General features: G+C 70.1%; 20 protein-coding genes and 1 tRNA gene. 7 read left to right on the plus strand and 14 right to left on the minus strand.

Going from position 1 to position 26,289, the window contains the following annotated elements:
* Positions 1-489: 489 nt before the first annotated feature.
* From OG782_RS12145 to OG782_RS12160, 4 genes are all read right to left on the minus strand, one after another.
* Entirely contained in the window at positions 490-1,944 is a 1,455-nt protein-coding gene (locus tag OG782_RS12145; protein WP_406450171.1) for an LAETG motif-containing sortase-dependent surface protein, read from the minus strand.
* Between the two features lie 214 nt (positions 1,945-2,158).
* Positions 2,159-2,782 carry a single-stranded DNA-binding protein gene (locus tag OG782_RS12150; RefSeq protein WP_406450173.1) on the minus strand — a complete coding sequence of 208 codons (624 nt, stop codon included), beginning with the start codon at positions 2,780-2,782 and terminating at the stop codon, positions 2,159-2,161.
* Positions 2,783-2,884: 102 nt separating this feature from the next.
* Positions 2,885-4,804, minus strand: a complete 1,920-nt coding sequence (locus OG782_RS12155) for a GTPase (RefSeq protein ID WP_406450175.1) — start codon at positions 4,802-4,804, stop codon at positions 2,885-2,887.
* Positions 4,801-6,453: a dynamin family protein gene (locus OG782_RS12160; RefSeq protein ID WP_406459010.1), complete on the minus strand. Its 1,653-nt coding sequence runs from the start codon at positions 6,451-6,453 to the stop codon at positions 4,801-4,803. The genes OG782_RS12155 and OG782_RS12160 overlap by 4 nt, the downstream gene beginning before the upstream one ends.
* Positions 6,454-6,772: 319 nt before the next feature.
* Between OG782_RS12160 and OG782_RS12165 the strand changes: the two genes are divergently transcribed.
* From OG782_RS12165 to OG782_RS12190, 6 genes are all read left to right on the plus strand, one after another.
* A tRNA-Arg gene (locus tag OG782_RS12165) sits at positions 6,773-6,845 on the plus strand.
* A gap of 324 nt (positions 6,846-7,169) precedes the next feature.
* On the plus strand, positions 7,170-7,574 hold the full coding sequence (locus tag OG782_RS12170) for a DUF6507 family protein (protein WP_406450177.1): 405 nt from the start codon (positions 7,170-7,172) through the stop codon (positions 7,572-7,574).
* Entirely contained in the window at positions 7,571-9,916 is a 2,346-nt protein-coding gene (locus OG782_RS12175) for a hypothetical protein (protein ID WP_406450179.1), read from the plus strand. Before OG782_RS12170 ends, OG782_RS12175 begins: the two co-directional genes overlap by 4 nt.
* Positions 9,917-9,924: 8 nt before the next feature.
* A complete protein-coding gene (locus OG782_RS12180) occupies positions 9,925-10,569 on the plus strand; it encodes a hypothetical protein (protein ID WP_406450181.1) in 645 nt (214 codons plus the stop codon).
* A gap of 137 nt (positions 10,570-10,706) precedes the next feature.
* Positions 10,707-12,131 (plus strand): DUF6177 family protein, encoded by a 1,425-nt coding sequence (locus OG782_RS12185; protein ID WP_406450183.1) that lies wholly within the window; start codon positions 10,707-10,709, stop codon positions 12,129-12,131.
* 221 nt (positions 12,132-12,352) lie between these two features.
* Positions 12,353-12,667 (plus strand): L-rhamnose mutarotase, encoded by a 315-nt coding sequence (locus tag OG782_RS12190; protein ID WP_406450185.1) that lies wholly within the window; start codon positions 12,353-12,355, stop codon positions 12,665-12,667.
* A 44-nt stretch (positions 12,668-12,711) separates the two neighbouring features.
* Here the strand turns inward: OG782_RS12190 and OG782_RS12195 are convergent, their stop codons facing one another.
* From OG782_RS12195 to OG782_RS12210, 4 genes are all read right to left on the minus strand, one after another.
* Positions 12,712-13,161, minus strand: a complete 450-nt coding sequence (locus OG782_RS12195) for a DUF1772 domain-containing protein (protein ID WP_406450187.1) — start codon at positions 13,159-13,161, stop codon at positions 12,712-12,714.
* 82 nt (positions 13,162-13,243) lie between these two features.
* Complete coding sequence (locus OG782_RS12200) at positions 13,244-14,827, minus strand: von Willebrand factor type A domain-containing protein (RefSeq protein WP_406450189.1); 1,584 nt, start codon at positions 14,825-14,827, stop codon at positions 13,244-13,246.
* A 133-nt stretch (positions 14,828-14,960) separates the two neighbouring features.
* Entirely contained in the window at positions 14,961-15,839 is an 879-nt protein-coding gene (locus tag OG782_RS12205; RefSeq protein ID WP_406450190.1) for an ABC transporter permease, read from the minus strand.
* Positions 15,836-18,496, minus strand: a complete 2,661-nt coding sequence (locus OG782_RS12210) for an alpha/beta fold hydrolase (RefSeq protein ID WP_406450192.1) — start codon at positions 18,494-18,496, stop codon at positions 15,836-15,838. The genes OG782_RS12205 and OG782_RS12210 overlap by 4 nt, the downstream gene beginning before the upstream one ends.
* Before the next feature lie 158 nt (positions 18,497-18,654).
* Here OG782_RS12210 and OG782_RS12215 point away from each other — a divergent pair, with 158 nt between their 5' ends.
* Positions 18,655-19,077, plus strand: coding sequence for a GNAT family N-acetyltransferase (locus OG782_RS12215; RefSeq protein WP_406459012.1), 423 nt, complete (start codon positions 18,655-18,657; stop codon positions 19,075-19,077).
* Between the two features lie 141 nt (positions 19,078-19,218).
* Here the strand turns inward: OG782_RS12215 and OG782_RS12220 are convergent, their stop codons facing one another.
* From OG782_RS12220 to OG782_RS12245, 6 genes are all read right to left on the minus strand, one after another.
* A complete protein-coding gene (locus OG782_RS12220; RefSeq protein ID WP_406450194.1) occupies positions 19,219-20,004 on the minus strand; it encodes a hypothetical protein in 786 nt (261 codons plus the stop codon).
* Positions 20,005-20,049: 45 nt separating this feature from the next.
* The gene (locus tag OG782_RS12225) at positions 20,050-20,670 is read right to left on the minus strand and encodes a DUF4291 domain-containing protein (RefSeq protein ID WP_406450196.1); all 621 of its coding nucleotides are present in this window, start codon (positions 20,668-20,670) and stop codon (positions 20,050-20,052) included.
* A gap of 182 nt (positions 20,671-20,852) precedes the next feature.
* Positions 20,853-22,283 (minus strand): DUF6177 family protein, encoded by a 1,431-nt coding sequence (locus OG782_RS12230; protein ID WP_406450198.1) that lies wholly within the window; start codon positions 22,281-22,283, stop codon positions 20,853-20,855.
* 434 nt (positions 22,284-22,717) lie between these two features.
* The gene (locus OG782_RS12235) at positions 22,718-23,362 is read right to left on the minus strand and encodes a hypothetical protein (protein ID WP_406459014.1); all 645 of its coding nucleotides are present in this window, start codon (positions 23,360-23,362) and stop codon (positions 22,718-22,720) included.
* A gap of 15 nt (positions 23,363-23,377) precedes the next feature.
* Complete coding sequence (locus OG782_RS12240; RefSeq protein ID WP_406450200.1) at positions 23,378-25,753, minus strand: hypothetical protein; 2,376 nt, start codon at positions 25,751-25,753, stop codon at positions 23,378-23,380.
* Positions 25,750-26,145: a DUF6507 family protein gene (locus OG782_RS12245; protein ID WP_406450202.1), complete on the minus strand. Its 396-nt coding sequence runs from the start codon at positions 26,143-26,145 to the stop codon at positions 25,750-25,752. The genes OG782_RS12240 and OG782_RS12245 overlap by 4 nt, the downstream gene beginning before the upstream one ends.
* Positions 26,146-26,289: the final 144 nt, after the last annotated feature.

Here is a 26,289-nt window from a genome sequence, read left to right on the forward strand (position 1 = left end):
TCGCGGCCGGCGCTCGACGGACGCCGGTGAGGGCCAACGGGGTCTCCATGGCGAGTCAGCCCGTCAGCGGTCTTGAGAACGGTCATGGTGTGAGTCGACGTGGGTTCGAATCCCACGCCCACCACAGAGGAACGGCCCCTGACCCGGTGGGTCGGACGACCTCACTCGGGCAGGGACGAGGCGAATGCCGGGAAGGCCACGCCGCAGCCATGACCCCGGCAGGATGGCACCGGAAGGCCGGGCCGTCCGCTGGGGGACACCATGGGCAGCACCACACTTGCGCTCGCCGCATGCGCAATGCCATGCGGGCGGATCTGGGGGTGGGGCTCGGCCCAAGCGGTCGTCCTCCGCCCGGCTCATAGCGGCCTCGTCCCGAGCGGGCCACGGTCCCACTCGCGAACACCAAGGGCGGGTACGCCACGGCCCCGGCCGGCCGAAGCCGTACCGGGGCCGTGATCAGGGTGTGGCGGCCGGGCCTTGGTGTGCTCGTTACTCGCCTGCGGACTGGCCCTTGCGCCGGCGGAGGAGGAAGACCACGCCGCCGCCGATGACGACCAGGCCGATCGCGACGCCCGCGATCACCGGGGTGGCGTTGGAGCTGCCCGTCTCGGCCAGGTCGCCCTGGACCCCGGTCGTGCTGCCGCCGGCCGTGGCGGTCGTCGTGGTGGGCTGCTCGGCGGTCTGCGTGTCGAGGCCGCCGGTGCTGGTGCCGGTTCCGGTGGTCATGCAGTCCAGCACGCCCTTGAATGTGCGGCTGAACCCGCCGGGACCGGTGATCGTGAAGTCGTACGCCTGGTCCTCGGCGACCGGCACGGTCACCGTCACGGACTTCCCGGCCTCGACGGTGTGCTCCTTGCCGGCCAGTTCGAAGGTGAACGCCTCGTCGCCCTTGTTGCTCGCGGTGACGTCGACGCCGTCCTTGGCGCAGTTCTTCTTCGCGGTGACCGCCGGCATCGCGCCCTTCTTGGCCCAGGTCGCGGTGGCGCTCGCGGAGACCGTGGACTCGCTGGAGCCGGCCAGGATCTGGGTCTGGCTCTTGGTGACGCCGGCGAAGGCCCGGCCGACGGGAACCGAGGTGGTGGCCTGGACGGTCAGGGACGCGGAGCCGTCCGCCGCGCCGGCCGGGACGTCGAAGTAGAGCTCGGAGCCGTCGGTGGCCGTGGTGACGGCCTTGCCCTTCTTGTCGGTGATCTCGATGCCGCTGGCGGAGTCGGCGGGCGGGCTCACGGAGACCTGCCCGGCGTTGGTGCGGACGGTGACCGGGCCGAGCCGCTCACCGGACCGGCCGGACACCGCGGCCGGGTCCAGGGCGAGCGACGCCTTGGGCTCGGCGGTGTCGGTGGCGGTCTTCTCCAGCCAGTCGGCGAGCTTCTCGGCCTGGGCGTCGGACGCGTTGACGTCGGCGTTGTCCGAGTAGCGCCAGATGGCGACCTGGGTGCCGGCTGCCGCGGTCCGCTCGGTGAGCGGCCCGGTGCCGGCCTTCTCCGCGAGTTCCGAGAGGTCGTCGATCTGGGGGTAGGAGTGCTCCAGGATCCAGCGGATCCGGCCGGCGTTCTTGTTTGCGCCGAGCGACGTCTGGTTCCAGGGGGTCTCCAGGTACTTCGCCTGGTCCTGGGTGGGGTTGTGGATGTCTATGCAGTACGTCTTGAGCTTGCCGCCGCCCTCGACGGTCATCTCGAAGAGCCCGGCGGGCAGCTTCTGGTCCTTGCCGTCGGTGTGCAGCACTGCCGCGTCGAAGGTCTTCAGCCCGTCCAGGACCGCTGTCGCGCCGCCCTGGTGCTGAGGCGGCTCGTCGGCCACCGCGCTGCCCGTGCCGACGAGGGCCCCGGCCATGACCAGACCGGACGCCACCACCGAAGCGGCCAGGCGGGATACGCCCCGGCTCCGTCGGGGGTTGGCCGTCGTCGTGGATGACGAGGCGGTCGCTGAAGAAGCTGAAAACACAGAATTCCCCTCCGGGCGGGACCCTCGCGCCCGGTACGCGTGTGGGGAATGTCCCGCCAAGCCGACTCAAGTGCCCTGTGAGTACTGGGGAATCCTAAGGACGAAGCGATGCACAGTCCCCCGTCATGCCATCGGATAAGCATTCCGAATCGGAATCGTTATCCCGGGTAACGCCTTGCCCACGAGTGCGCCACGGTCGGCCGGCTGAGGCGCGTCATGGCGACGGCACCAGGTCGGAGGCGGGTTTCTGACGTACCGTCCGGCGCCTTCCGGCGGGGCGCGCCGGGACGTCGGCCGGCTCCACCCGTCGGGCCCGTCGCGCAGAAACCGCCAGGTCAGCCGGGCCCTCGGGCCGGACCGGTCCCGCCTGCCCCGCCTGCCCCGCCTCCCCCGCGTCCGGCTCCTGCGCCTCCCGCACCGCCCACCGGTCCGGCTCGGCGGTGCCAGGACCGCCGGTCCTGGACATCAGTCCCGGCTCTCCCCTGACCACCCGCCGGAACGCCGACGTCCCCCGTGTCAGGTCGTGGCCCACGGCCACCGCCTCGATGTCCACGAACGTCCGCCGTTGCCCCTCCCGTTCCTCCTCGCGCACCTTCAACCTGCCATGCACGACCAGTGGTTCACCCACGGCGACGGAACCCGACAGGTTCGACGCCAGCGTGCGCCACGCCCACACGGTGTAGAAGCTCGTGTGTCCGTCGGTCCAGAGCTGTTTCTCCCGGTCCCAGCGCCGCGGCGTCACCGCGAACCGGAAGCGCGCCATCCCCCCGGCCGCGGTCTCCCGGAACTCCACAGCGGTCGCCGCGTTGCCCACCAGCGTCACCAAGGTCTCGTTCATGACTCCGCCTCCCCTTCAGCATGGGATCAGTGACCGCACCCTTGCGTCCGGTCACTGATCCCATGCTGAAGGGGAGGCGGAATTCCTGCCGCGGCCTGTGGACTAACGGCCCGTTGTGGAGAACTCCGTCACCGCCACGTACCGCTCCCGCACCTCGCGGTAGCGCACCAGCTCGGCCGACACCGGATCGAGCACCCTGGCCCGTCCGCAGGCCGCCGCCGCCTCGCGCAGCCGCCGCTCGGCCTCCTGGCCGTACCGGCGCGCAGGCCCGCGGGCGGCCGCCGCGCACGACCACTCCACCAGGGGACCGCCGATGATCCCCGCCAGCATCACCAGCGCAGGCGCCAGCAGTCCCGGCTGCAGTACGCCGATGATCTGGCCGGCCAGCCACAGTCCGCCGAAGATCTGCAGCAGCGTCATCGCCACCTGCGCCAGTACGGCCGCGGGCCACCAGGCGGGCCGCGGCGGCTTCCCGTTGCCACGGCCGGGGTGCGTCGCGCCCGAGCCCCGGACGCCCGGCGCAGCGGCCGCACCGCTGTCCGGTTCCGCTCCCCCGGCGCCGCCGTCCCCTCCGGCCCGTCCGGCCAGTTCGTCGAGCGCCTCGGGCAGCCCCTGCGCCCCGTGCACCGCGGCCTCGCGCACCGCCTGGGCCCATGGTCCGGGCAGCCCGTCGGCGGCGTCGTCCGCCACTGTGCGTACCGCCTGTTCGACCACCTGGCGCGCGGTGAGGTGGTCCTCGGGCGGCGCGGTGAGCGCTGCCCGGTCCAGGCCGCCCGGCTGCCGGGTGGACTCGTACCAGCGCCACAGCCGCAGCCACGGCGTGCCGCACGCCCGTCCGGCGTTGCGGCGCCATTCGCGCTCGGCGGCCTGCCCGGCGGCGGCTGCGCCGACGGCCTCGGCCAGCCGGTCCGCGAACTCCTCACGGGCCCCCTCCCCCAGTCCCGGCCGCCCCTCGGCGACGTACACCGGACGGAGTCGGGCCGCGGCGGCGTCCACATCGGCGGAGAGCCGGCGGGTGGCCGCCGTGCGGTCCTGGACGAACCGGCCGAGCAGTTCGCGCAGTTCGCCCACCCCGTCGCCGGTGAGCGCGGACAGGGACAGGACCGTGGCGCCGGGTTCGCCGTGTTCGCCGAGGGCCATGCCGTCCTCGTCGAGCAGCCGGCGCAGATCGTCCAGGACCTGGTCGGCCGCGTCACCGGGCAGCCGGTCGATCTGGTTGAGGACCACGAAGGTGACCTCGGCGTGTCCGGCGAGCGGCCGCAGATAGCGTTCGTGCAGCGCCGCGTCGGCGTACTTCTCCGGGTCCACGACCCAGATCACCGCGTCGACCAGCGCCAGCACCCGGTCCACCTGGTCACGGTGTCCGGCCGCCGCCGAGTCGTGGTCGGGCAGATCGACCAGGACGAGGCCCTGGAGCGCCTCGTCGGCCGCGGTACCGCTCGGCTGCGGCCTGCGCCTGAGCCGTCCGGGTACGGCCAGCCGGTCCAGCAGCCCCGCGGCTCCGTCGGTCCAGGAGCAGGCGAGGGGCGCGGCGGTGGTGGGTCTGCGCAGTCCGGTGTCGGAGATCTGCGCGCCGGCGAGCGCGTTGAAGAGGGTGGACTTGCCGCTGCCGCTGGCTCCGGCGATGGCGACGACGGTGTGCCGGGAGGAGAGCCGCTGGCGGGCAGCGGCCTCGTCGAGCACCCGGCCCGCCTCGGCGAGGGCGGCGCCGTCGAGCCGGGCCCTGGAGAGTCCGACGAGTTCGCGCAGCGCGTCCAGGCGGGGGCGGAGCGGGTTTCCGGAGGGCACGTACGCCTCGACCTGGGGCCGTACGTCGTCCTCCGGGACGGCTGCCGGGAGGACGCCGGGTGCGGCCCCGCCGGCGGCGGCTGCGGCACGGCGGGCGATGAGCCCGTCGTCCCAGCCCCGGTCCGGCCGGAGGCCGTCGCCGGGGGCGGCTCGCCCGTCCGGGCTCCGGTCCGCGTCCGCCCGACGGCCTTCCCCCCGGCCCGGACCCTGTCCTTCGTCAGTGACGGCAGTCATCGCTGCCACCTCTCCTTCTGCAGTACGGACAGCGCGGCGATCAGTTCGGCCTGCGGTTCGGGGGCCACGTCGAGCGCGTCCAGCGGGGCGAGCCGCCGGTCGCGTTCACCGCCCAGTACCTGGTCGAGATAGGTGGTGAGCAGGGCCCCGCCTTTGTCGCGCAGGCGCAGCGCGCCCTGGACCCCGATGCGTTCGGCGAGCTGTTCACCGGCGGTACGGGCCCGGCGGCCGCCGAGCAGGGCGGCGGCCAGCAGGGCGGCGACGGTCTCGGCGTCGGGTGCGGTGTTGCGCTCCATGAGGCGCAGCTCCTCCTCGGCCAGCTCCTCCAGGACCCGGCGCCACCGGCGTACGGTCATCGCGATCCGGCCCCGGATGTCCTCGGCGGGGCCCCATCCGCCGGATTCCCGGTCGGCCGCCTCGAAGCCGAACACCGCGGCTGCGGGCTCCCGCCGCCAGGTCGTCCGGATCTGTTCGTCGGCGGCGGCCACCGCGCACTCCAGGAGTGCGGCGAGGCTCTCCACGAGCGCTTCGAGGACTTCCTCGGAGGTGCTGTACAGCGGGTAGCCGCGCCAGCGGGTCCGGGCGTCCCCGGCGAGAGCGCCGCCGTTCTGCAGGCGCCGCCGGACGCGTGCGCCCTCCTTCCCGTACGCGTCCTCGACCACACCGGTCAGCCGGACGGCGGCGGCGTACTGCGCCGCGACGGCCCCGGCGAGCGCCGGCATCCGTACGTCGAGGGAATCGATGACCCCGGCAGCCGTGCGTCCGACGGCCTGCTGACGGGCCGCCGGATCCTGTGCGCGATGGGTGAGCCAGGCACGCAGCGGGGCGACCGCCGTAGTGGGCAGCAGTCCGCTGCCGCCGCCCGCCGATTCGGGGAGCTCGGGGATGGTGAAGCGCGGCACCTCGCCGAGACCGGCCTTGGTGAGCAGGGCGCCGTACTGCCGCGACACCTCGGCGATCACCTGGTGCGGCACCCGGTCCAGGACGGTGACGAGCGAGGCGTCGTACTCCTTGGCGGTACGCAGCAGATGCCACGGGACCGCGTCGGCGTACCGGGAGGCGGTGGTCACCATGACCCAGACGTCCGCCGCGCAGATGAGTTCGGCCGCCAGTACGCGGTTGCGCACGACGAGGGAGTCGATGTCGGGGGCGTCCAGCAGGGCCAGTCCGCGCGGCAGCCCGGTGGCGGTCTCGACGCGCAGCGCGGTCCCTTCCTCGGCCGCGCTCCCGTCGAGTCCGTCGAGGTTGTCGCACTGACCGGGGTCGGCGGACTCCTCGGGCGGCAGCCAGACGCGGGTGAGCTGCGGCAGCACCCGGACCCCGGAGAACCAGTGATGATCATCCGGATGGCAGACGAGCACCGGAGTCCGCGTCGTCGGCCGGAGCACCCCGGCCTCACTGACCCGGCGTCCCACGAGGGAGTTGACGAGCGTCGACTTGCCGGCACCGGTGGATCCGCCGATGACGGCGAGCAGCGGCGCTTCGGGATCCTTGAGCCTGGGCAGCAGGTAGTCATCGAGCTGGGCGAGCAGCTCGATCCTGGTCTGCCGGGCACGTGGAGCCCCTGGGAGCGGGAGTGGAAGACGCACGGCAGCGACACGGTCGCGCAGGGCGGAAAGTGCGTCGATGAGCTGAGGCCGTACGTCCAAGGTCACCACATGCGAAGAATGCCCAATTTTGGCGCCTTTTTGAAGCGTATAGCCACCTCTGCGCGCCGGTTCCCCCGTCCGGACAGAGGGGACGAGTGGGGCGCAGGCATAACGACTGCACAACACCCGGGGCGTGAGGCGTCAAAAGCGGTGCACGAATCGCACCCACCTGCGATTATCGTCTCGCTTCACCGAACCTGCACATAGTGGCACGCAGGTGAAGGAACCGAGTCGAGCAAATCGGAGCCCTATCCTTGTCCCGGCAAGGTCACGGACCACCCGGGTCCCAGGACTCCAGGCCACCGAGGTCACCACCCCGGCCCCCGTAGCTCAGTGGATAGAGCAGGCGCCTTCTAAGCGCTTGGCCGCAGGTTCGAGTCCTGCCGGGGGCGCTTCAGCCCAGCCGACACCAGGCCCTCCTCCGGGAGGGCCTTTTTGTCGTGCCGGAGGCACGCTAACGGGCTCGGCGTAGTGATGACGTAAGGCCGGACGGCCGCAGGCAGGGGCACTCCGACGATCCCGCGCCGGGTGCCGTGATGCCCGTTCTGCGTAGCACCGGGAGGTTTACACACACGGCGCAAATGAGGCATTGCAGCAGGTGGACACAGTGTTGGCCGAAAGTGCATTGCTAGTGCAATCGCGAAACTGCTATCCATGCAGCATCCATGGACATGGGCAGGAACGCGTCTGCCGGGGGATGCACACGGGGGTACGGCATGACGGGGTGGGACATCGGGCCTTCCGGCGTACAGGCAGTGATCTCCCAGGTGAGGGAGGCCACCGACAGCATGAACGCCGGTATCCGGCTGTACGGGACGGGCGTCCAGGGGGCGATGGAGTCAACGGGCACGCTGGCGTTCGGCGCAGAGAGCGGCGGAAGCAAGGGCCGGGCAGCCGGGTTGGTGGCGGCTGCGTTGGGGCAGTTCGTCGAAGGGACCGAGGTGGACGTGGCGTTCCTGCCGTTGCGAGCCGGGAACTCGGCCAACGGTGCCATCGAGGCGACGAATGCATACCTTGCCGGGGACCTGGAGCAGGCGTGGAACGCGCAGCGCCAGGCGACATTGCCACCTGACGTGACGGCGTTTCTCGAGGCGGCGCGGAAGAAGGCAGGCGAGGGGTGATCAGCCCGGAGAAGATTCCTGTCTTCACCGGGGACCTGAATGCCCTGGGCAGGGAGATCATCGCCCTGCGGCAGGCGGCGACGGCGATCAGTGAGAACGGCAGCGATGTCCATACCCGCTTCCAACACCTGAGCGCTTCGTACAAAGCACCTGAGGCAGGGCAGCTGTTTGCGACCACGCAGGCGGTACAGGACACCTCCGACAACTTCGCAGTCCGGCTGCTGACCGTGGCCGGTGCGTTGGAGACGTACGCGGTCGAGGTCGTCGAGATCATCAAGCAGTTGGAAATGCTGCGCTGGCAAGCCTCGGTGTTCGTGGAGTCGGTCAAGGACCACGACGGTCCGTTCGGGAACTGGCAGAAGGACGCGGACAAGGTCGCCGAGCATCAGGCGTTGTGGGACGGGGTGAACACAGCGGTCGCCGCGTTCCAGCAAGCCGAGGTGACCTGCGCCGACAAGATCACCGCGTCGGTGAACGGCACCCAGTGGCACATCAACGACGGAAGCCCCGGGCAGAAGAACGCCTACGGGTTCAGCGCGGATCAGCTGGGCGAGGCCGATTCCCTTCCCTGGGGCAGCCCGGCGCACCACGAGGTCCTGCCGTTCGGCATCGACTACCACCTGGAGCAGGTCGGCGTCAGCCTGTGGGACAACGCCGCCGGTTCGGTCGAGGGGCTGGTCGACCTCTTCAGCACGGGCGAAGAGGGCGGAACCGCCCGCGAGGGCCTGCTGCGGGTGATCGTCGGTGCCGAGGGCTACCTCCTCGACCCGCACGGCGACCGCAAGGACCTCAACCCGCTCAACAAGAAACTGATGGACGACAGCAAGCCGTACGCGAAGGAGTTCGGCAAGGCGTTCGTGGGCTGGGACGACTGGTCCACCAACCCCGGCAAGGCGCTGGGCACGGTCATCTTCAACGGCCTCACCCTGGGCGCCGGCCCCTTGGGCGCGGCTTCGAAGGCCGGATCGGCGGCCGGAAAGGCGGGCATGGCCTCACGTGTGGCCGGCGCCATGGCCAAGGCCGGTGAGGTTCTGGACCCGATCGGCGCAGCGGCCAAAACAGTCGGTGTCGCCGCTCGCGCCCTGCCCCGGGTCGCCGACCTCACCGCCGGAGTCCGCGCGGCCACCGACGCCGGCACGGCGGCGAGCGCCACGCACAGCTTCATCGAGTACCCCGACGGCTCCCAGCTCAGCATCGCGGACGGCCAGTTCATTCCCGGCAGACGAGGCGTGCCCGACACCACGCCACCGCTCCGGGAGCCGGCAGCAGCCGACCTTCCGTCATCGATCGCGGCCTCCCGGCAGCACGAACTGGTGGGGGCCGGCGCGCATGCCCCCGAGGCACCCGGACGCAGCGGCGACATGCTGCCGCCCCGAGCCAGTCACGAGACGGCGCACAGTGGCCGTGACGGCGAACACGCCCACCCGTCGTCAGCGCGCGATGCGACCGACAGCGGGGCCGGGGAGACGCGCCCGGTCAGCCCCGGCCACCCACCCGAAGGCGTTCACGGCCCGGCGGAGGGCAGGCCCGCTGGGGGCTCCGACGCTCTGCCGCCCAAAGGGTCCTCCGCCGATCTCCCACATGGCGGACATGGCCTGAGCACCCATGAGAATTCGTCAACACCTGGCCAGGAACCGCCCTCGCACAGCGGCGCTCCGGACGGACCTCTTGACATTGATCCGTCAAAGTATGCGAAGAATTCCGACGACTCCGCACAGTCCTTTACAGGCCGCATGCGACCGGACCAGGAGGCCGGGCTCGTCGCTGAACTCGATCGGGCCAGGATGGACGCTCGCGAGCAGGCATCAGTGCTTCGCTCCCTGCGCAAGGACCCGTACGGGGCCGGGGCCGCAGAGATGCTTTCGCGGGGGCATCTGCGGGACGTGGAGGGCTACAACAAGCTGCTCGACATGTGCAAGAAAGCGCCGAGCAAGTCGGACCCGAAAGGCATGGTTCCCGCTGCCTACATGGCCATGAGAGTTGCTACCGACCTCCAGGCTCAGGGGATCACCCGGGTAGGCGTGGAACTGGACACAAATACATTCGATCTCGATGTCTACACACGGCATCCCGATGGTTCCATCGACTACGGCTACCAACTCAAGGATGTTGACACCATCAAGGGTATTAAGCGCGCCGCCGAGAAGTCCGCTCTGCAGCTGGACCACCATGGGGTCGGCCACCGGGTCGCTATCCTGGACGTTCATCAGCCGATGGGGAGCCTCACACCCCGGATGTTCAGAGAAGCGGAATACCGGGCGGAAACAATGGGAGGAACCTTCCTCCTTCGCTTCACCGATGGATCACTGACAGTCCCACCGAACGGACCCACTTTCCCTTAAGGAAATTCATGTCGAAACTGATACGAGCACCGCGGGAATGCGGTTCCTGGTTCTGGGACCTTTACGATATCGCTCCTGCCGGGCTGGAGTCGGCCCTCTCGACAGCAGCACAGATGACCGAGGTACTTGACCGACTTGACCTTCTCACTCCCGTCAAACTCGAATACCGATGGCATGTCTTGGGTATCGGCACCACCGGCATCACGACCAGCCTCGAGGTCACCGAGCCGCTGAGCAGCCCAAGCCTTCCCGGACGTGTGCTCGGCAGTCGGCCCACCGCGTTCCCCGCTTCGGAAATCGGGCACATTCACATCAGGGGAACAGGGACATGGATTGATGCAGCTGGGAAATCTCAAGAAGAGATGAACCTGATTAACTTGACTGTTTCCCCGGCTCCCGTCGGCCTCTCTGCAGAATTGTCCGTACATCATGACATTTGGGGCAAGTACGACTTTTCTGGGCACCCGCATCCGGCGCTTCACCAGTACAACGCCCCTCGCCTAACGGCCGCGCTGCAGGGACTCAGCAGCCTGTTCGACATGGCGCCCGAACTGGGCGAGCCAACCTACTTCGGCACCGCCACACTCGATGGACTCGCAACGCCCGACGCGTACGACGACGGCTTGGGCCCCGACCTCACTAGCTGGCTCTGACGGCTGGAACAGGGGCAACAGTCGCGCGGAGGGAGACGGGCAAGACCACTCGTGTCGGGGGGAAACAGTCCATCGCCCTGCACTCCGCCGAAGGAAGGAATCACCGCTACGCCCGGCTTCCCGACCGAAAGGCTGCCATGACACAGGACGCCATCGCCCTCACCCCGACCATGCCTGACGCCCGCAGCGTGCTCGCCGGGCTGTACGCCGGCGGCCCCGACCTTCGGGTGAGCAGCAGCGCCGAGGGTGCTGTCATCCAGCTGCGTACGCAGCACAACGAGCCCGTGGCGGTCGTTGATGTGCCGGTTTTCGTGCAAGTTCCGGGCGAGGTAGGCCGCTTGCTGGGAGCAGAGGCAGACGTCGAGTCCCCCGTGTGGTGGACCGAGGCAAGGGCGGGTACAGCGGTCGCGGAAGCCGGGCGGCTGGCCGGGTCGATAGCCGGACGGCTGACGACGCTGTTGGGCGGGTCCACCTGGCCGGCCGATTCAGCGCACACGGGCGTCGTCACCGTTCCCTCCGCACCTGGGGTCGGTTCCGTCGACGACCGGCGTGCCCCTGACGACCAGCTTGCAGTCGACGTCCTCACCTCCCGGGCCGCTGTACTCCTCCAGGACCGTCCCGTCGTCGCGGCCACCACTTGGCTCACCGACCTGCTGCGGACCACCATTCCGTCGGGGCGCGAACTGCAGATCATCACCCCGCCCGGCACCCGGCTGACCATGCCCATGCGCAGTTTGCTGATCAACGTTCCCGCCCGCTGGGTCGTCCACGACCCCGGCTGCGGCTACTACGACGGCCTCACCGGCGCGATCCTCCATTGGCACGACGGCCGATTCGCCCCGGTGTCCGAGACAGGGCAACCGCCTGCGATCGCGGACGTGTTCCGATCCGGTGCAGACGCCTCGGGAGACCAGCAACTCCACCTCTCCATCCGCAACACCCACCCTGCCGCCGACGGTCTCCTCCTCGGCAGTGCCATTGAAGCTGTCTGGCAGGCTCTCACCGGTGCCCCGCCCGCCGGATGGTCCACCGCCGAGCCTGTCAGCCTCCCCTGGTCAACGAGACAACTCACCGAACTGGCCCGCGCCCGCGCCAGGAAGGCGGCACCCACCTGGCTGGTCGTCGTCGGAGCCCCGGACAGTCCGGCGATCGCCACCTGTCGAATCATCCGCACCCCGGCCGGCGTCGAGGAGCACATCACCTTCGCCGTCGGCCACACCGCCGGCCGCACCCCGCCCCTCGACGCCCTGCCCGAGCTGGCCGAGACGCTCGCCACGCGGCACAACCTCACCTCGATGCTCACGTACCTGCGCCCGGCCCGCGCCGACCTGACCACACCGCCCCACCACGAACCGTCCCCGGTTCCCTGCTCCTTCACCCTCGGCCCCGGCGCCGTACGCGCCATCGGCCGCACCCGCGCCGAATCCATCCGTCACCCGCGCCCATCGCCTCTCGGCCCCGCAGCGCGCCCCGCCCTGCACTACGACCTCGGCGACGGCACCGATCCCAGCGCCTGGCAATACCTTCAGACGCTCAACGCCCACCTGATGCGCCACCAGTAGCCGACCACAACGACTTCCCCGCACCCGCCCATTGACTGCACCCGCACTCCCCGTCTAGCTTCCGAGAACCTTGATTGAAACCTTTCATGACGACCGTGTTCGACAGGGGGCGTCGGCCAGTTCGACTTCCGACATCAAAACTCCGACATCAAGACTCCGACATCGGATGCTGACATCGGCTTCCGCGCAGTCGGTTCCGAGGGGACACGGGAGACCAGGGCATGCAGCGCGTCTGTTTTCTGCTGAACGTACGCAAGGACCGGATCGGCGAGTACCGCGAGCGCCATGCGGCGGTCTGGCCGGACATGCTCGCCGCGCTCACCGCGGCGGGCTGGCACAACTACTCGCTCTTCCTGCGCGAGGACGGGCTGCTCGTCGGCTATCTGGAGACGGAGGACTTCGACGCGGCCCGCGAGGCGATGGCGGCCACCGAGGTGAACGAGCGGTGGCAGCGCGACATGGCGGAGTTCTTCGAGCAGCCGGAGGCGGCGGACGAGGCGATGGTGCCGCTGGTGGAGGTGTTCCATCTGGCGTGAGACACGCTGCGGTCAGAGAACGGCGGGCGTGAGACGCCCTGCGGTCAGAGAACGGCGGCGGCCAGCAGGACGAAGGCGGCGAGCGAGAGTGCGGTACGGAAGCGGTGGAAGCCGTTCCACGGACCCTCGAACGCCTTGCGGGCCGCGCTGTCGTCACCGCCCTCGGCTTCGGCGAGCGCCTTGTTGAGCGGGATGTTGCCGCCGATCGTGACCAGGTGGGACACGACGGCGCAGGCCATCGCCACGGCCACCAGCGGCCACCGCTTCTCGTCGAGCTCCGTGAACACCGTGACGGCGGGGAAGGCGATCACTCCGATGAAGAGGACCAGGAACGCGGGCCCCGGGACCTTCTCGTTGAACCGGCGCATCGCCGCGGTGAACCCGTCGTCCGGCAGCGCGGCCAGGCCGGGCATCACCGCAATCAGGAACGTGAGCATGAAGCCGGCGTAGAGGCCGGTCGTGATCACGGCGAGAGTCGAGAACAGAGAGGTCATGGGCTCATCATGGCGCGGCAGGACCGGTCGCACAGCGCGATTTCGCTGAGCTGTGGGACCGGCTGCCCGCGGCCGGTCCCGGTCAGTCCATTTCGCCCTCTCCGGTCCGGGTTCCGGTGTCCTCGTGGCCGCCCTTGAGCTGGTCCGCCCGGCCGATGGCAGTGGCCAGCTTCTCCACCGAGTCGTCCTCCGTGAGGTTGGCCAGCTCCTTCGCCCTGGAGGCGAGCTCGGTGAGCGAGGGGGCTCCCGGAAGCCCGCCGCCGCGCAGGTTGTCGGCGAAGTAGGCCGCGACCGCCGCCACTTGGAGCCGGGTGCTGTCGCCGCCCCAGAGCTTGCCGTCGATCTCCCCCGTCTCGACCGAGCCCGTCTTCTCGTGCGCCGCCCGGGACTTGGGGTCCAGCCAGCGCACGGTCGCGGTGGCCACATGGCCCGACGCACCCTCCCGCAGGCGGACCGCGTAGAGGGCCGTCACGGTGTGACCGGGGCCGATCTCGCCGCCGTCGACGCTGTCGTTACGGAAGTCGTCGTCGGCGACCTTGCGGTCCTCGTAACCGATGAGCTTGAACTTCTCGACGGTCTTGGGGTCGAAGGCGACCTGCGCCTTGGCGTCGCGAGCGGTCAGTTCGACGTGTGCGGGCAGCTGGTCGACGAAGACCTTGCGGGCCTGCTCCTCGTCGGCGATGTACGTGGTGTGGCCGTCGCCCTTGTTGGTGAGCCGTTCCATCAGGGCGTCGCCGTAGTCGCTGCCGACGCCGACTCCGAAGAGCGTGATGCCGTACTCGCGGCGGGCGGAGCCGATCCGTTCGAGGATCGCGTCGGCGTCGGTCGCGCCGGTGTTGGCGAGCGCGTCGGAGAGGAGGACGACACGGTTGTTGGCGCCCTTGCGGTGGCCGTCGACCGCCTCCTCGTAACCGCGCCGGACGCCTGCCTCCACATTGGTGGAGTCGGTGGCCTCCATGGAGTCGACCGCGTCGTGGATCCTGCCGCGGTGGTCCCTCAGCCGGGTCATCGGCAGCACGGTCCTCGCCTCGTCGCTGAAGGTGACCAGGGAGACCGAGTCGTCGTCGCGCAGTTCGTCGGTCAGGATGCCGAGCGAGGTCTTCACCAGGCCGAGGCGGTCGGAGGAGGCCATCGATCCGGAGATGTCGACGACGAAGGTGAGGGCGGCGGGCGGGCGTTCGGCGCTGCTCGGCGCCGCCTTGGTCGCCAGGCCGACCCGTACCAGCGACCAGTCACCGGCCTCGCCACCGGCCCGCGCCCCGTCGACGGAGACCGTGAAGCCGTTGCCGTCCGGGCGGTGGTAGCCCTGGCGGAAGCTGTTGACGAACTCCTCCGGCCGTACGGTCTCCGGACTCGGCAGGCTGCCGTCGGCCAGGGTGCGGCGCGCGTATCCGTACGAGGCGGTGTCCACGTCCAGGGCGAAGGTGGACAGGTAGTCGGGCGGTGCGGACTCCTTCAGCCCGTCCGCGTCCTTCTCGGCTCCTGATTCCTTCGCACCGTCCTCGGCCGCCCCGCCGGTGGCGGCCGGTGCCGGTGCGGGCGCCCGCCTGCCGTTCTCGGAAGCGCTCGTGTCCCTGGCCGATCCGCCCGAGCAGCCGGTGAGCAGCACGCCCCCCGCCAGGAGCAGCCCCACTGCTCCCCGGTACATCCGTGTCCGGCGTTCCATCCCGGTACCCCCCGTGTCGTCGTGTCAGCACTTGTGAATGTGACGTGCGAGCGGGGGCACCGGAGCCGTCGAGGACATTGCGGAACGATCTCGATGCGGCAACGACCGACGGAACTCCGGCGGAATGTCAAGGTCAGGACACGATGTCCTTACGGCTGAACCCGCGGAAGGCGAAGGCGAACAGGATCAGGGCATACGTCACCGAGATCGCCGCGCCCTTCGCCATGCCGCCCCATTCCAGGTCGGGCTGGAGCGCGTCGGCCCAGGCGAACTGCCAGTGGGCGGGCAGGAAGTCGCGCCAGGAGCCGAGTGCGGTGACCGCGTCCAGCACATTGCCGACGATGGTGAGTCCGACCGCGCCGCCGACCGCGCCCAGCGGGGCGTCCGTTCTCGTCGACAGCCAGAACGCCAGCCCTGCGGTGACCAGTTGGGAGACGAAGATGAAGGCGACGACGAGCGCGAGCCGGGGCACCGTGTCCCCGGCCGCCAGCGCACCGCCGGTGGGCAGTTCGAGCGGGCCCCAGCCGTACGCGGCGGCCCCCGCGGCGAGCGCGACGAGTGGCAGCAGCACCATCGCGGCGAGGCTGAAGCCGAGCGCCACGACGAGCTTGCTCCACAGCAGCCTGGCCCGGGGCACGGGCGCCGCCAGCAGATAGCGCAGCGAGGACCAGCCCGCCTCGGAGGCCACGGTGTCGCCGCAGAACAGCGCCACCGGGACGACCAGCAGGAAGCCCGCCGAGACGAACAGGCAGGTCGCGGCGAAGTTCGCGGCGGACGCGGTCGCGGTGTCCATCAGGGTGAGCCGGTCACCGCCTCCGGGCCCGCCGTCCGGGGTGCCGCCGATCGCGAACGCGATGATCAGGATGAAGGGCAGGGCGGCCAGCACCCCGCCCATGAGCAGGGTGCGCCGCCTGCGCAGCTGCCGCACGGCCTCCACCCGCAGCGGAAGGGTGTTCCGGGCGCGGTATCCGGGTGCCTCGGGGGCCTCGGCGACTTCGGCTGCGGTACTCATGCGGAGCCTCCGGAGATCAGGGTGAGGAATGCGTCCTCCAGGCGGCGGTGCGGTCCGACACCCGTCAACGGCACGTCGAGGCGGACCAGTTCGGCGATCAGCTGCGAGGAGGTCGTGCCGTCGAGCCGGACCAGGAGCCCGTGTCCGTCGTCCGTGCGGACGGCGGAGCCGATTCCCGGCAGTGCGGCGATCTTCTCCACGAGGGGTTCGGTGAGCTCGTCGGCCGCGGTGACGAGCAGCATGTCTCCCCCGCCGGTGATCTCGGCGACCGGACCGGCCTGGACGAGCCGGCCTCGGTCCATGACCACCAGGTGGGTGCAGGACTGCTCGACCTCGGACAGGAGGTGGCTGGAGACGATAACGGTACGGCCGCCGGCCGCGTACCGGATCATCACGTCGCGCATCTCGCGGATCTGGGGCGGGTCGAGGCCGTTGGTCGGTTCGTCGAGGATGAGCAGGTCCGGCATCCCGAGCATGGCCTGGGCGATGGCGAGGCGCTGCCGCATGCCCTGCGAGTACGTGCGGACGGCTCGGGCCAGTGCGTCGCCGAGTCCGGCGATCTCCAGGGCCTCCTCCATGTGCGAGTCCCCGGCGGGCCGCCCGGTGGCCTGCCAGTACAGCTCCAGGTTGGCGCGGCCGGACAGGTGCGGCAGGAAGCCGGCCCCTTCGACGAACGACCCGACCCGGGACAGCACGGGAGCACCGGGCCGGATGGCCCGCCCGAAGACACGGATCTCGCCGTCGTCGGGGGTGATGAGCCCCATGAGCATGCGCAGGGTGGTGGTCTTGCCGGCCCCGTTGGGCCCCAGCAGCCCGAGTACCTGGCCCTTCTCGACGCGGAAGGACAGTTCCCGGACCGCGTACCGGTCGGCGGACTTGGCGTACTTCTTCGACAGGCCGGTGATCTGGAGAGGTACGTCGGCGAGTGCGGGGTCGGGGGCAGGGGTGGCGGTCCGGCGCCGGGCGGTGAGCAGCAGGGCCGCGGCGATCACGACGGCGGCGGCCGGGAGCCCCCAGGTCCACCAGGGCAGGGCGGCCGAGGCGGTCGCGAGGCCGGGTGCGGTGGGGATGGTCAGCGGTCCGTCGAGGGAGACGGTGTACGTGGTCGGCGCGGCCGGGGACGCGTAGCCGAGGTCGGTCGCGGCCAGCACGAGGCGGAGCCGGTGTCCGGAGTCGAGTTCGTGGTCGACGGCGGGCAGGGTCAGCTCAAGGGGCTTGCCCTGCTGGTCGGGGGTGATCCGGTAGGGGGCGACGAGCTGGGAGGGGAGCACCTGCTGCTTCCCGTCCGGCGCTACGTCGTACACCTTGCCGAACAGCACCGCGTCGCCCTGCCCCGCCTTCACATCGACCCGCACGGTGGGCGAGCCGGTGATGCGCCGGGAGGTCTTCAGCGGGGCTGAGTCGAAGGTGGCGTGCTGCCCGGGGAAGTCGATGGAGAGCCCGACACCGAGCGTGGACAGCTGGGCGAGCCCGCCGCCGACGCCGGGAACGGCGGAGATGGCCGGCGGGTTGGCTCCGGCGGGATTGCTGAACTTCTGTGCGTCACCCCGCAGTTCGATCCTCTCTCCGCCGCTGCGCAGCCCCGGATAGGAGTCGCTGCTCGCACCGCGGGTGAGGGCGGCTCCGTCGGTGGAGTCGATGCCGCCGGTCCGGGTGACGCGGAAGGCGGGCCCGGTGTCGGCGCCCTTGTCCCCCTTCAGATACCGGTCGAACCACGCCCCGACCCGCTTCTGCACCCGGCCGGTCTCCATGTCCCCGCCGTCGTGCCCGCCCGCGATCCAGTCGACGGCGACGGGTGCGCCGTTGGCCTTGACGGCCCTGGCCATGGCGTCGGCCTGGCCGAGCGTGAAGAGGGAGTCGGTCTGCCCCTGCACGATCAGCGCGGGGACCTTGATGCGGTCGGCGACGGCGCTCGGGGACCGTTCGGTGAGCAGCGCACGCGCGGCGGCGTCCGGCTTCCCGCTGACGGCTACCCGTTCGTACATCGCGCAGAGCTGCTTCTCGAAGTTCCCGCAGCCGCCGCCCGTGGTGACGAAGATGCCGGCCCAGAGCTTCTTGAACACCCCGTCGGGGAAGAGGGCTTCGGCGAGGTTCCAGTAGGTGATCTCCGGGGCGATGGCGTCGACACGCTTGTCGTACCCGGCGGCGAGGAGCGAGACGGCACCGCCGTAGGAGGCCCCCGTGACGCCGACCCGGGGGTCGCCCGCGGCGTCGAGCTGCACCTCGGGGCGGCCGGCGAGCCAGTCGATCAGCCGGGAGACGTCCCGGACCTCGCGGTCGGGTGCGTTGAGCGAGATCTTGCCGCCGGACTTCCCGAATCCGCGAGCGGACCAGGTCATGACGGCGTACCCGTCGGCGGCCAGCTGCTCGGCCTGGGCCCGGGTCTCTTCCTTGCTGCCGCCGAACCCGTGGCCGATCAGCACGGCGGGCCGGCGCTGTGTGCCGCCGGCGGTGAAGTACGAGGTGTCGACGGACACCCCGTCGACGCGCATCATCCGGTCCTGCCGGTGCACGGCCGGCGCGCTGTCGTCGGCCACGGCGGTCCAGGTGCCCGCCCCGGCCACCACGACGAGCGCGGCGATGCCCGCGGCCCACCGGCCGCGGGTGCGGGGCAGCAGACGCCGCCACCGGGACGTACGCGCAATAGGGGAATCCATGTGTCGAGCCTAAGCGGGCCGCCTCCCCGCCTACGCTGCCGTCAGGCGGAGGTGCCCGGCCTCCTCAAGGCGTACGGCGCTCCCCCGCGTACTCCGCTTGCGGTATGCCCCGCCGCACGGACCGGCCCGACCTCCGAAAGGCCCCCATGGACAACCCGGTGGAAATCCGGCGCGCCACGACCGTCGCCGAACTCGAAGCCGCCCAGCACCTCTACGACGGCCCGGCGCGCCCGGAGTGGGCGGCGCGCTTCCTCGCGGCGGACGGCCATCTGATGGTGATCGCGTACGTGGCCGGCGTCCCGGCCGGCTTTGTCTCCGGCATCGAGATGCTGCACCCGGACAAGGGCGCGGAGATGTGCCTGTACGAACTCGCGGTCGACGCGCCCTACCGCCGCCGCGGCATCGGTCGCGCGCTGGCCCTGGCACTGGCGGCGGTGGCCGAGGAGCGGGGCTGCTACGACATGTGGGTCGGCGTGGACCTGGACAACGAGGCCGCACTGGCGACGTACCGCGCGGCGGGTGCGGCGGACGACGGGGGATTCGCGATGCTGACGTGGACGTTCAGGGAGTCGTCCGGCTGACCGGGCGTGGCCTGGGTTGGTCCGGGGCCGCGATTCAGCGCTTCAGGGCCGCCGCTCAGCGGTTCCGTATCCGCCGCTCAGCGCTTCAGCGCCGCCGCTGAGCGTTTTCGCGTCAGCCGCTCAATGTTTCAGGGCCGCCGCTCAGTGCTTCAGGGCCGCCATGAGGTCGCGCATGTCGCTGATCATGGCTGCCTGATAGGGGGCCGTGTCCGGCTCCTCGCCGCGGTCGTCGGGGGCTGGCGCCTCACCCTTGCCGTCGCCGTCGTCGCCGTCGTCGTTCTCGTACACGGTGAAGGACATGAGACGCAGGGACAGGACCGCACCGCCCTCCAGGACCCGCAGTTCGGACTCCCCGCTCTCCAGGGTCAGCAGATAGGCCTTGTCGCCGAGGTCCGGAACCACTTCCACCCGGGTCCCTGGTTCGACGCCGAGATCGGTCGCGTTCCGCTCGGCCTCGAACTCGGTGCGCGGGTCGGTCTTCTTGTGCAGGGCGACCTTGACCGCGACCTCGTAGTGAACGGACCAGCCCTTCCCGGACTGCTTCTCGCCGTTCTTCTGCCGCAGCGAAATGATGCACTGGCCCCGGTCGAGCGCGGCGTGGTGCAGCGTCCACGATCCGGGCCCGCGCCCCTTCTCCCTCGGCGCGATCGCGGCACCGATCGACTTCAGCCGCACGGCCGGGCAGGGATCCTTGCCCAGCCGGTACCCGTGCAGGTCGGGCGTCCGGTCACTTGGTACGTGGACGAGGAGCGCGATCCCCCACAGGACCGACGCCAGTACGGCCCCGCCGAGTGCCCACACCCACCGCGACCGCGGCCCCGGAGCCCGCGGCCTCCGGTCCGCCGCGGGCGGCCGGTCCGCGAGGTCCAGCACTTCATGTCCGGCGGGCGCGCCGAACTCTCCCGCCATCTCCGGTTCGGAAATCATCCCGCTCCCCCTCGGCCGACACTCCTGCCCCTCACCTCGGCATTATCACCCCACCACCACCGCCCCGGACGGGCCGGTTCCCGGAGTGGACTGCGGCGCGGGGTAGGGCCGTTCGGCCGGCAGGAGGCGGGCCGCCGCGTCGGCCTTGCCCGCGCCGGCCAGCTCATGGATCTCCCGGGCCAGCGGGGTGACGTCGCGGATCGACACCGTCCACTCGTCCGCGTACCGCCGCGACGCCTCGCCCGCGAGCCCGAGCTGGAGAGAGCGGTACGGGAGCCGGTTCAGGTGCAGGTCGCGCTCGGGGTCCCACTGGACGCGGGCCGGGGCACGGCGCAGACTCCGCTGCCAGGCGGCACGGTCGGGGTGCACGCCCCGCTCGTAGTGCGAGAGTTCAGCGTTCGCCAGCGCCCAGTCGAAGCCCTCGCGGCTGATCTCGACGGCCAGGACGGTCTCCTGGCCCTCCTTCGCGGCCCAGCCGCAGCGATACATCATCCACAGAAAACTCGGCTTGATCCACGTCATCCGATCGCGCTTCCAGGCGGGCGGGAAGCGTCCGTCGCGGACAGCGGGCAGGCCGAGGGCCGGGGCGTATGCCTGGTAGACAGTGACGGTGGTCTCGGTGTGGAGTGCGCGGATCTGGTGCTGCGGCGGGGCCGGTACGGTCATGGCGTCATCCCAGCACTGCCGGGGCGCGGCGGTCGAGCGGGTTTCGTGATGCGCGCCTGCCGTACGCAACGCCCCGGACGGCGCCGGGCGGTGGACGGTGGATGTCGGTGCGGCAGCGGATGCGGAATGCGGATGCGGATTTGCGGAGCAACGGCAGGCGCACGCGCGGCATCGGGCTCAGGTCACTGGACGGGCGGCGCTCCGCGCAGGTGGCGCATGAGCTGTTCGAGGGCGGTCCAGCTCTCAGCGGTCTCGCCGTCGCCGAGCGGGTAGTAGAAGCCCGGCCGGACGCTCGGGCCGAGCTGCACCGGGGCCTCCTTGAGCGGTGTGCTGCTCGCGGTGGAGCGGCCTGCCTCGCGGACCTCATCGGGGCCCAGCACGAACGCGTACGGCAGCGGCGGGTGCTCGAAGCGGGGCGGAGCGCTCAGGTCCCGGCGCGCCTCACGCAATTGGCACATCATGGTCTTCAGCCCGTGCCGGGTCACCAGTTCGCCGGCCAGCTCCGGCAGCACCTCCAGGGCCGGCTTCTCACCGGGGCCGTAGCCCACGGTGAGGGTGATGTCCTCCTCCACGCCTTCCGGGGTGCGGATCACGCGCAGCGTGGCAACGGCGGGCCGGTCCGGGGTTCCGACGACGACGGTCCAGGTGGGCCGGGGGGCGCGCTCGTACGCCAGCTCGGTCAGCTGCCGCCGCGACCAGGGCAGACCGGCCGGCTCCGATGTCCCCCAGCCGGCCGGCGGGCCGCCGGCAAGCGCCTGCCAGGCTGCTTCCAGCGCGCCGCCGAGAACGAGGTCCGCGGCGGCATGGTGCTGGGTGCGGAAGGAAACGATGAGCTGACGCCCGCCGGTGGGCGACGCCTGTGTGAAGGCGTCCGCCACCGGGGTCTCACCCGTCTCGTCCCGGGCCGGGGCGAAGGCCTCGTCCTGCCAGGTCAGTACCGCGCCGGTCAGCCCGTCGTAGTAGCCGCACCGCTCGTCCTGCACCACCCAGCGTGAGTGCGTGGACTCCAGGAGCAAACGGGTGGGCAGGGAGAGCCGGCAGTGCGGCGGGGTGACGATCTGCAGGGACCGGTCGCTCTCCACGGTGGCCCGCAGCGCCTCGGAGAGCCAGCTCGTCATGGGAACGACCGGCCGGTCCTGGAGGACGACGGCGGCCTTGCCGGTGAGCATGTCGACGGCCGGCTGGGCGGCGGCAGGGACCGGTACGGCCGTGATGCCCGAGACATCGACCGGGCGGGCCGCGCCGACGGTGCCGGGGGCGTCCGGCGGCCAGACCCGGCCGCCCAGAAGCATGGTCAGACGGGCCGCGAAGGCGCCCGCGAGCCGCTCGGCCTGAGGGACACCTGCGGCGGCACGGGCCTCGACCCACCACACCGGGCCGTCGCCGGACGGCTCGGCGCCGGGCCCCAGCAACCGGGCCGCCTCGCCCGGCACCTGGAGCATCAGTGGCACCTCGATCGAGACGAGCGGCCGGCCCCCGGCATCGCACAGCTGGACCACGGCGCCCTCGCCGGTGGTGTCGACGTGCAGGTCCGGGCCGCCCGCGAGCAGGCCCGCCAGTACGGCCGTCGCGTCCGGCATGCGCTCGGTGAGCGCGATCACGTCCTTGGTCATGCGGTGTTCCTCTTGGTGCTGTGTGGTCGGCTGTTCAGCGCCTCGCGGACATCCGCACGCGCTCCCTCGTCGCCGACTGTCAGCAAGTATCGGCCGAACTGCCGCTTCCCGGGCCCTCGGCGCGGAAGACGACGGTGACGGCGTGGCCCACCGTGCGGGCAGAGGCGCTGACTCGCTGCACACTCATAACCCAACTCCACTGAATCTGCCTCAATAGAGTTCCCGCATCCAACGCCGTGCGCTGATCCGGCAGCAATCACGGGCCGACTCCTAAGGGCTGCCCCGTAATCCCTGGCGGATCAGCGCGCGGCGTCAGATGCGGTGCATCGCAAGGCGGAGGGACGTCCGCATACTGGACGTATTCGGGCGTTCCGACAACGCGGCGAGGCGCCGTAGCTGTCGTCGTGCGCCCGTCAGGGATTACGGGACAGCCCTTAGCCCCACGCCGCATCGGTAAGATCCGGTCCCCGCCCGTCGATGATGTCGGGAGCCTCTAGCCCGTAGCCCTCTGCCCGGCCGTAGTACGTCGGCTCGCCGGGCTCCGGCTCGGCTCCGAGCAGGTCGACGAGCTGACGCAGGGCTGATGCGAGCCGGGGCCCATTGGCCTCGTGGATGGCCGGATGTGGTTCGCCCCGGAAATCGCACGGGCCCCATACGTCGTGGTAGACGGACAGTTCGGCCGAGGGGCCGATCTCGTCGGGCGACACCATCAGTTCGACGAGACGGGGCTCGTGGTGACGCGTTCCGTTCGCGTCGAACCACGCGCCGGAACCCAGCACAAGAATTCCGCCCATCTCCGCCTGCGGATGACCGGCCGGCCGGCAGGCGCGGAGGTTATTGGGCAGCTCCGGATCGTCGAGCGAACGATGAACAAGGTCCAGGCGACTGTGAATTCCGAGGCCGCCCATTCCGATCTGGAACCAGTTCCACTCAAGTGCGTCCGGCTCCAGCAGGGCATGCTCCTGAAGAACCGCACTCATACGCCCCGCCGTCCTCAGCGCGGACTCCAGACCGGGTTCCACCACGTCGTCCAGGTCCCAGAACCACGAGCCGCTCTCTTTCGGCGCGCGCATCAGCATAGCCATCGAACTTCCTTACGGTTTGGCAGCATTGGAGGGATAGATAGTGACGGAACCATCGTCGAATTTTAGCTCAAAGGACGCGTTGGTACGGTCCGCGGCCCTTTGAACGGCCTGAATTTCACGCTCCGTGAGTTCGCTCCTGAGGCCCTTGATATCCAGAATTCCCACCTTGATGTCAACCCCGGACCCACCGAGCTGCTTTTCCGCGATCTTCTTGACGGCCGACTTGATGCCCGCAACGCTGTCCACATCCTTGAGTTGGGCACCGTATTCGATACGGCCGTCGACGCGGACCAGTACATCGAGATCGAGTTGCCTCTCGGGGAGCTTCAACTCGAACTCAATGTTCTTGATTCCCTTGGCCTGGAGCTCCGCAGCATGCTCCATTGCCTGATGCACAGCCGGGATCATGCCGTTCTGCTTGACCTGAAAAAGGAGGCCCTTGGGGTCCTTGAACATCGGAAAATCCGCAAATCTGCCGCTCGAAATATACTCGGCAACAGCTGCCCCGTATTCCGACTTCTTCAGCTGCGTCAGCATACGGCCCTGGTCCACCGGCGGAACCTTCAAGTCCTTGAGTGCCGCCGCAACGGCGGCCTCATGCTCAGGCGCCATGGGTCCGCTGGGCTGCTGACCTGTCCGGTCGCCTTCGAGAATGACTCCGGGCTGCCGCTCAGGCTCCTCGGACCTGCCAGCCGGACCTCTGTCGGGTCCACCGCCGTCACCCGGGAGACTGCCGTCGGAATCGCCGGCGCCGCCCGGCGTCTCCGGGTTCTCGCCGTGGCCGCCCGATTCATGGCCGCCGTGTCCGGAAGCTCGGTGACCGCCACCACCACCCGACGGAGTGTGCGACCCCGCACCGCTGCCCGAGGAGCCGCCACCCGTCGGATGTTCCGCCGCGTGCCCACCCGTGGACGGCTGGTGGTGCGAACCACCCGGCGGGTGCGCCGGGCCCGTCGGGTGGTTCGAACCGTTCGCCGAGTTCTCGACGCGGCTCGGCCCGCCCGCGCCCTCAAGGACCTTCTCCCCGGTCGGCGTCGTACGCGTCTCGTGCGAGTTCGACAGCTCGCTCTTGTGGGGCTCCTTGACCGGTTCGGTGTCGGGTACGACGTTGCCGTGCTCGTCCCGGATGATTGCGTCGTCGCCGACGACCCGCGTGTTGCCCGCGGCGTCGACGTACTCGATACCGGGGACGGCCGGTACCTCGCCCGGGTGCGGTGCGGTCCCGGTGGGGATGGTGCGGGCCATGTCGTCAACGCCTGCCTGGCTGGCCTTCAGGCTCTCCATGAGGTCGCCGACCTTGATCTTGGTGACGCCCGCCGCCTTGCCGAGGTAGCTCATCGGGTCGACGAGTGCGCCCGCCTTGCCCAGCGCGGTCACGGCTTCGGCACCCACACCCAGCTTCCCGGCCTTGCCGAGCTTGAGCAACGAGCCCGAACCGAGGGTCACGCCGTTGAACAGCACCGTCCCGAACGCCCGCGCGGGATCCTTGCCCCACTCGTCCCATGCGACCAGCGACTTGCCGAAGTTGCGCAGGGCCGCCTTCTGCTTGTCGGTGTCACTGTGGTCGACCGGGCCGAACATCTTGTCCATCGCCCAGTCGTACGGCGTCATGATGTACGCGCTGATGCCGCCGAAGACATCGCCGATGCCCGACCAGGTCTTCTTGAAGTTGTCCCAGTCGAACACGTTGACCATGCTGCCGAGGCCCTTGATCGTGCCCCACACACCGTCGACGAAGAACCCCTTCAGCGCACCGCCGACGTTGTCCTTCGTCCACTCCCACGCAGCCCGCAGACCCGTGTACTCACGCTCGTCGACCGTCCCCCAAGGCGTCTCCTTGGCGTCCTTGACGTCGCTCTCCTTGAAGCCGTACATGCCGGCCTTGTGCGAACCGTCATCCACGACGAAATGCGTACCACCCACCAACGAGGTGATCTTGTTGGCCGCATCACGCTCGACGCCCTGGAACGCCACCCACGTCGTACCGACCTCACTGACAAGACGCTCATTCTCGTCGATCTTGTCCTGGTCCTGCTGCCAGTCGTCGTCGTCCTTGTTGTCCGCTACGAACTTCTCCGCGTCCGCGCGGAGTTGCTTCATCCTGTTGACCAGCGGACGGGCGGTCGTCGCGAAACTCGCCAGCGCGCCACCGACGGACTCCAGTTTCGTCGCGAAGGCGTCCGCCTTGTCCCGCACCGGAATCGTCGAATCGAGCAGCTCCGACTGCTCGGGAGCGTCATAGACCGGATCCAGCGTCTGGAAGGCGTCGTGAACGTCCTTGCCCGTACCGCGAATGCTGGAGGCAGTCGTCTTCAGCGAGGCCGCATGCGTCTCCAAGGTCTCCAGATCGCCGGTGAAGGTCGGTATCTTCCCCAGGTCGATCACTTCTTGGGGTCCTTCATCTCTTCCGCAGTCGGAGCCTTGGAGTACTCCTCCTGCTTGTTCTTTGCCATGTCCAGGTCGCCCTTGAGGTACTCCTCCGTGGCGAGGCGCGCCCCGGTGATGGACTTCCCCGTCCGGACGGGCAGGAACTTCAGGTCGTTGTTCGTGTGGAGCTGGAACTCCTGCAAGGCCTGAGCCACCGGACCGAACGCACCCCCCGCAGGGATCTCGGTCCCGCCCAGCACCATCGTGCCCGCACACGTCGCGGAGCCCAGCAACCCATCGCCGTACGAGGTGAATTCCGTCTCGAACTCACCGGCGGCCTCAGCGGTCTTGCTCAGGACCCCACGAACGCCTTCCGGCTTGATGTCCCACTTGGACACGATGCCCCCCATTTCGCACAACGTCTCGTTCCCATGCCCCGGCGTCCGCCGACGCCGTCGAGCGCAGCAGCGTGCCACGCCGAAGATCGCCGCAGCCATCCCGCGCTGGGCTCTATGCCTATCAACCGCGCATTGCCGTCTGCAAAGCGGGTACGG

It is taken from the genome of Streptomyces sp. NBC_00876, from assembly GCF_045207435.1.
In the GTDB taxonomy this organism is placed as follows: domain Bacteria; phylum Actinomycetota; class Actinomycetes; order Streptomycetales; family Streptomycetaceae; genus Streptomyces.

Excerpts from the sequence above, each read along its gene's own strand:
- OG782_RS12150 (WP_406450173.1), bottom strand. The coding sequence starts at position 2,782 with ATGAACGAGACCTTGGTGACGCTGGTGGGCAACGCGGCGACCGCTGTG.
- OG782_RS12155 (WP_406450175.1), bottom strand. The coding sequence starts at position 4,804 with ATGACTGCCGTCACTGACGAAGGACAGGGTCCGGGCCGGGGGGAAGGC.
- OG782_RS12170 (WP_406450177.1), top strand. The coding sequence starts at position 7,170 with ATGACGGGGTGGGACATCGGGCCTTCCGGCGTACAGGCAGTGATCTCC.
- OG782_RS12180 (WP_406450181.1), top strand. The coding sequence starts at position 9,925 with ATGTCGAAACTGATACGAGCACCGCGGGAATGCGGTTCCTGGTTCTGG.
- OG782_RS12185 (WP_406450183.1), top strand. The coding sequence starts at position 10,707 with ATGACACAGGACGCCATCGCCCTCACCCCGACCATGCCTGACGCCCGC.
- OG782_RS12190 (WP_406450185.1), top strand. The coding sequence starts at position 12,353 with ATGCAGCGCGTCTGTTTTCTGCTGAACGTACGCAAGGACCGGATCGGC.
- OG782_RS12195 (WP_406450187.1), bottom strand. The coding sequence starts at position 13,161 with ATGACCTCTCTGTTCTCGACTCTCGCCGTGATCACGACCGGCCTCTAC.
- OG782_RS12200 (WP_406450189.1), bottom strand. The coding sequence starts at position 14,827 with ATGGAACGCCGGACACGGATGTACCGGGGAGCAGTGGGGCTGCTCCTG.
- OG782_RS12205 (WP_406450190.1), bottom strand. The coding sequence starts at position 15,839 with ATGAGTACCGCAGCCGAAGTCGCCGAGGCCCCCGAGGCACCCGGATAC.
- OG782_RS12210 (WP_406450192.1), bottom strand. The coding sequence starts at position 18,496 with ATGGATTCCCCTATTGCGCGTACGTCCCGGTGGCGGCGTCTGCTGCCC.
- OG782_RS12220 (WP_406450194.1), bottom strand. The coding sequence starts at position 20,004 with ATGATTTCCGAACCGGAGATGGCGGGAGAGTTCGGCGCGCCCGCCGGA.
- OG782_RS12225 (WP_406450196.1), bottom strand. The coding sequence starts at position 20,670 with ATGACCGTACCGGCCCCGCCGCAGCACCAGATCCGCGCACTCCACACC.
- OG782_RS12230 (WP_406450198.1), bottom strand. The coding sequence starts at position 22,283 with ATGACCAAGGACGTGATCGCGCTCACCGAGCGCATGCCGGACGCGACG.
- OG782_RS12235 (WP_406459014.1), bottom strand. The coding sequence starts at position 23,362 with ATGCTGATGCGCGCGCCGAAAGAGAGCGGCTCGTGGTTCTGGGACCTG.
- OG782_RS12245 (WP_406450202.1), bottom strand. The coding sequence starts at position 26,145 with ATGGGGGGCATCGTGTCCAAGTGGGACATCAAGCCGGAAGGCGTTCGT.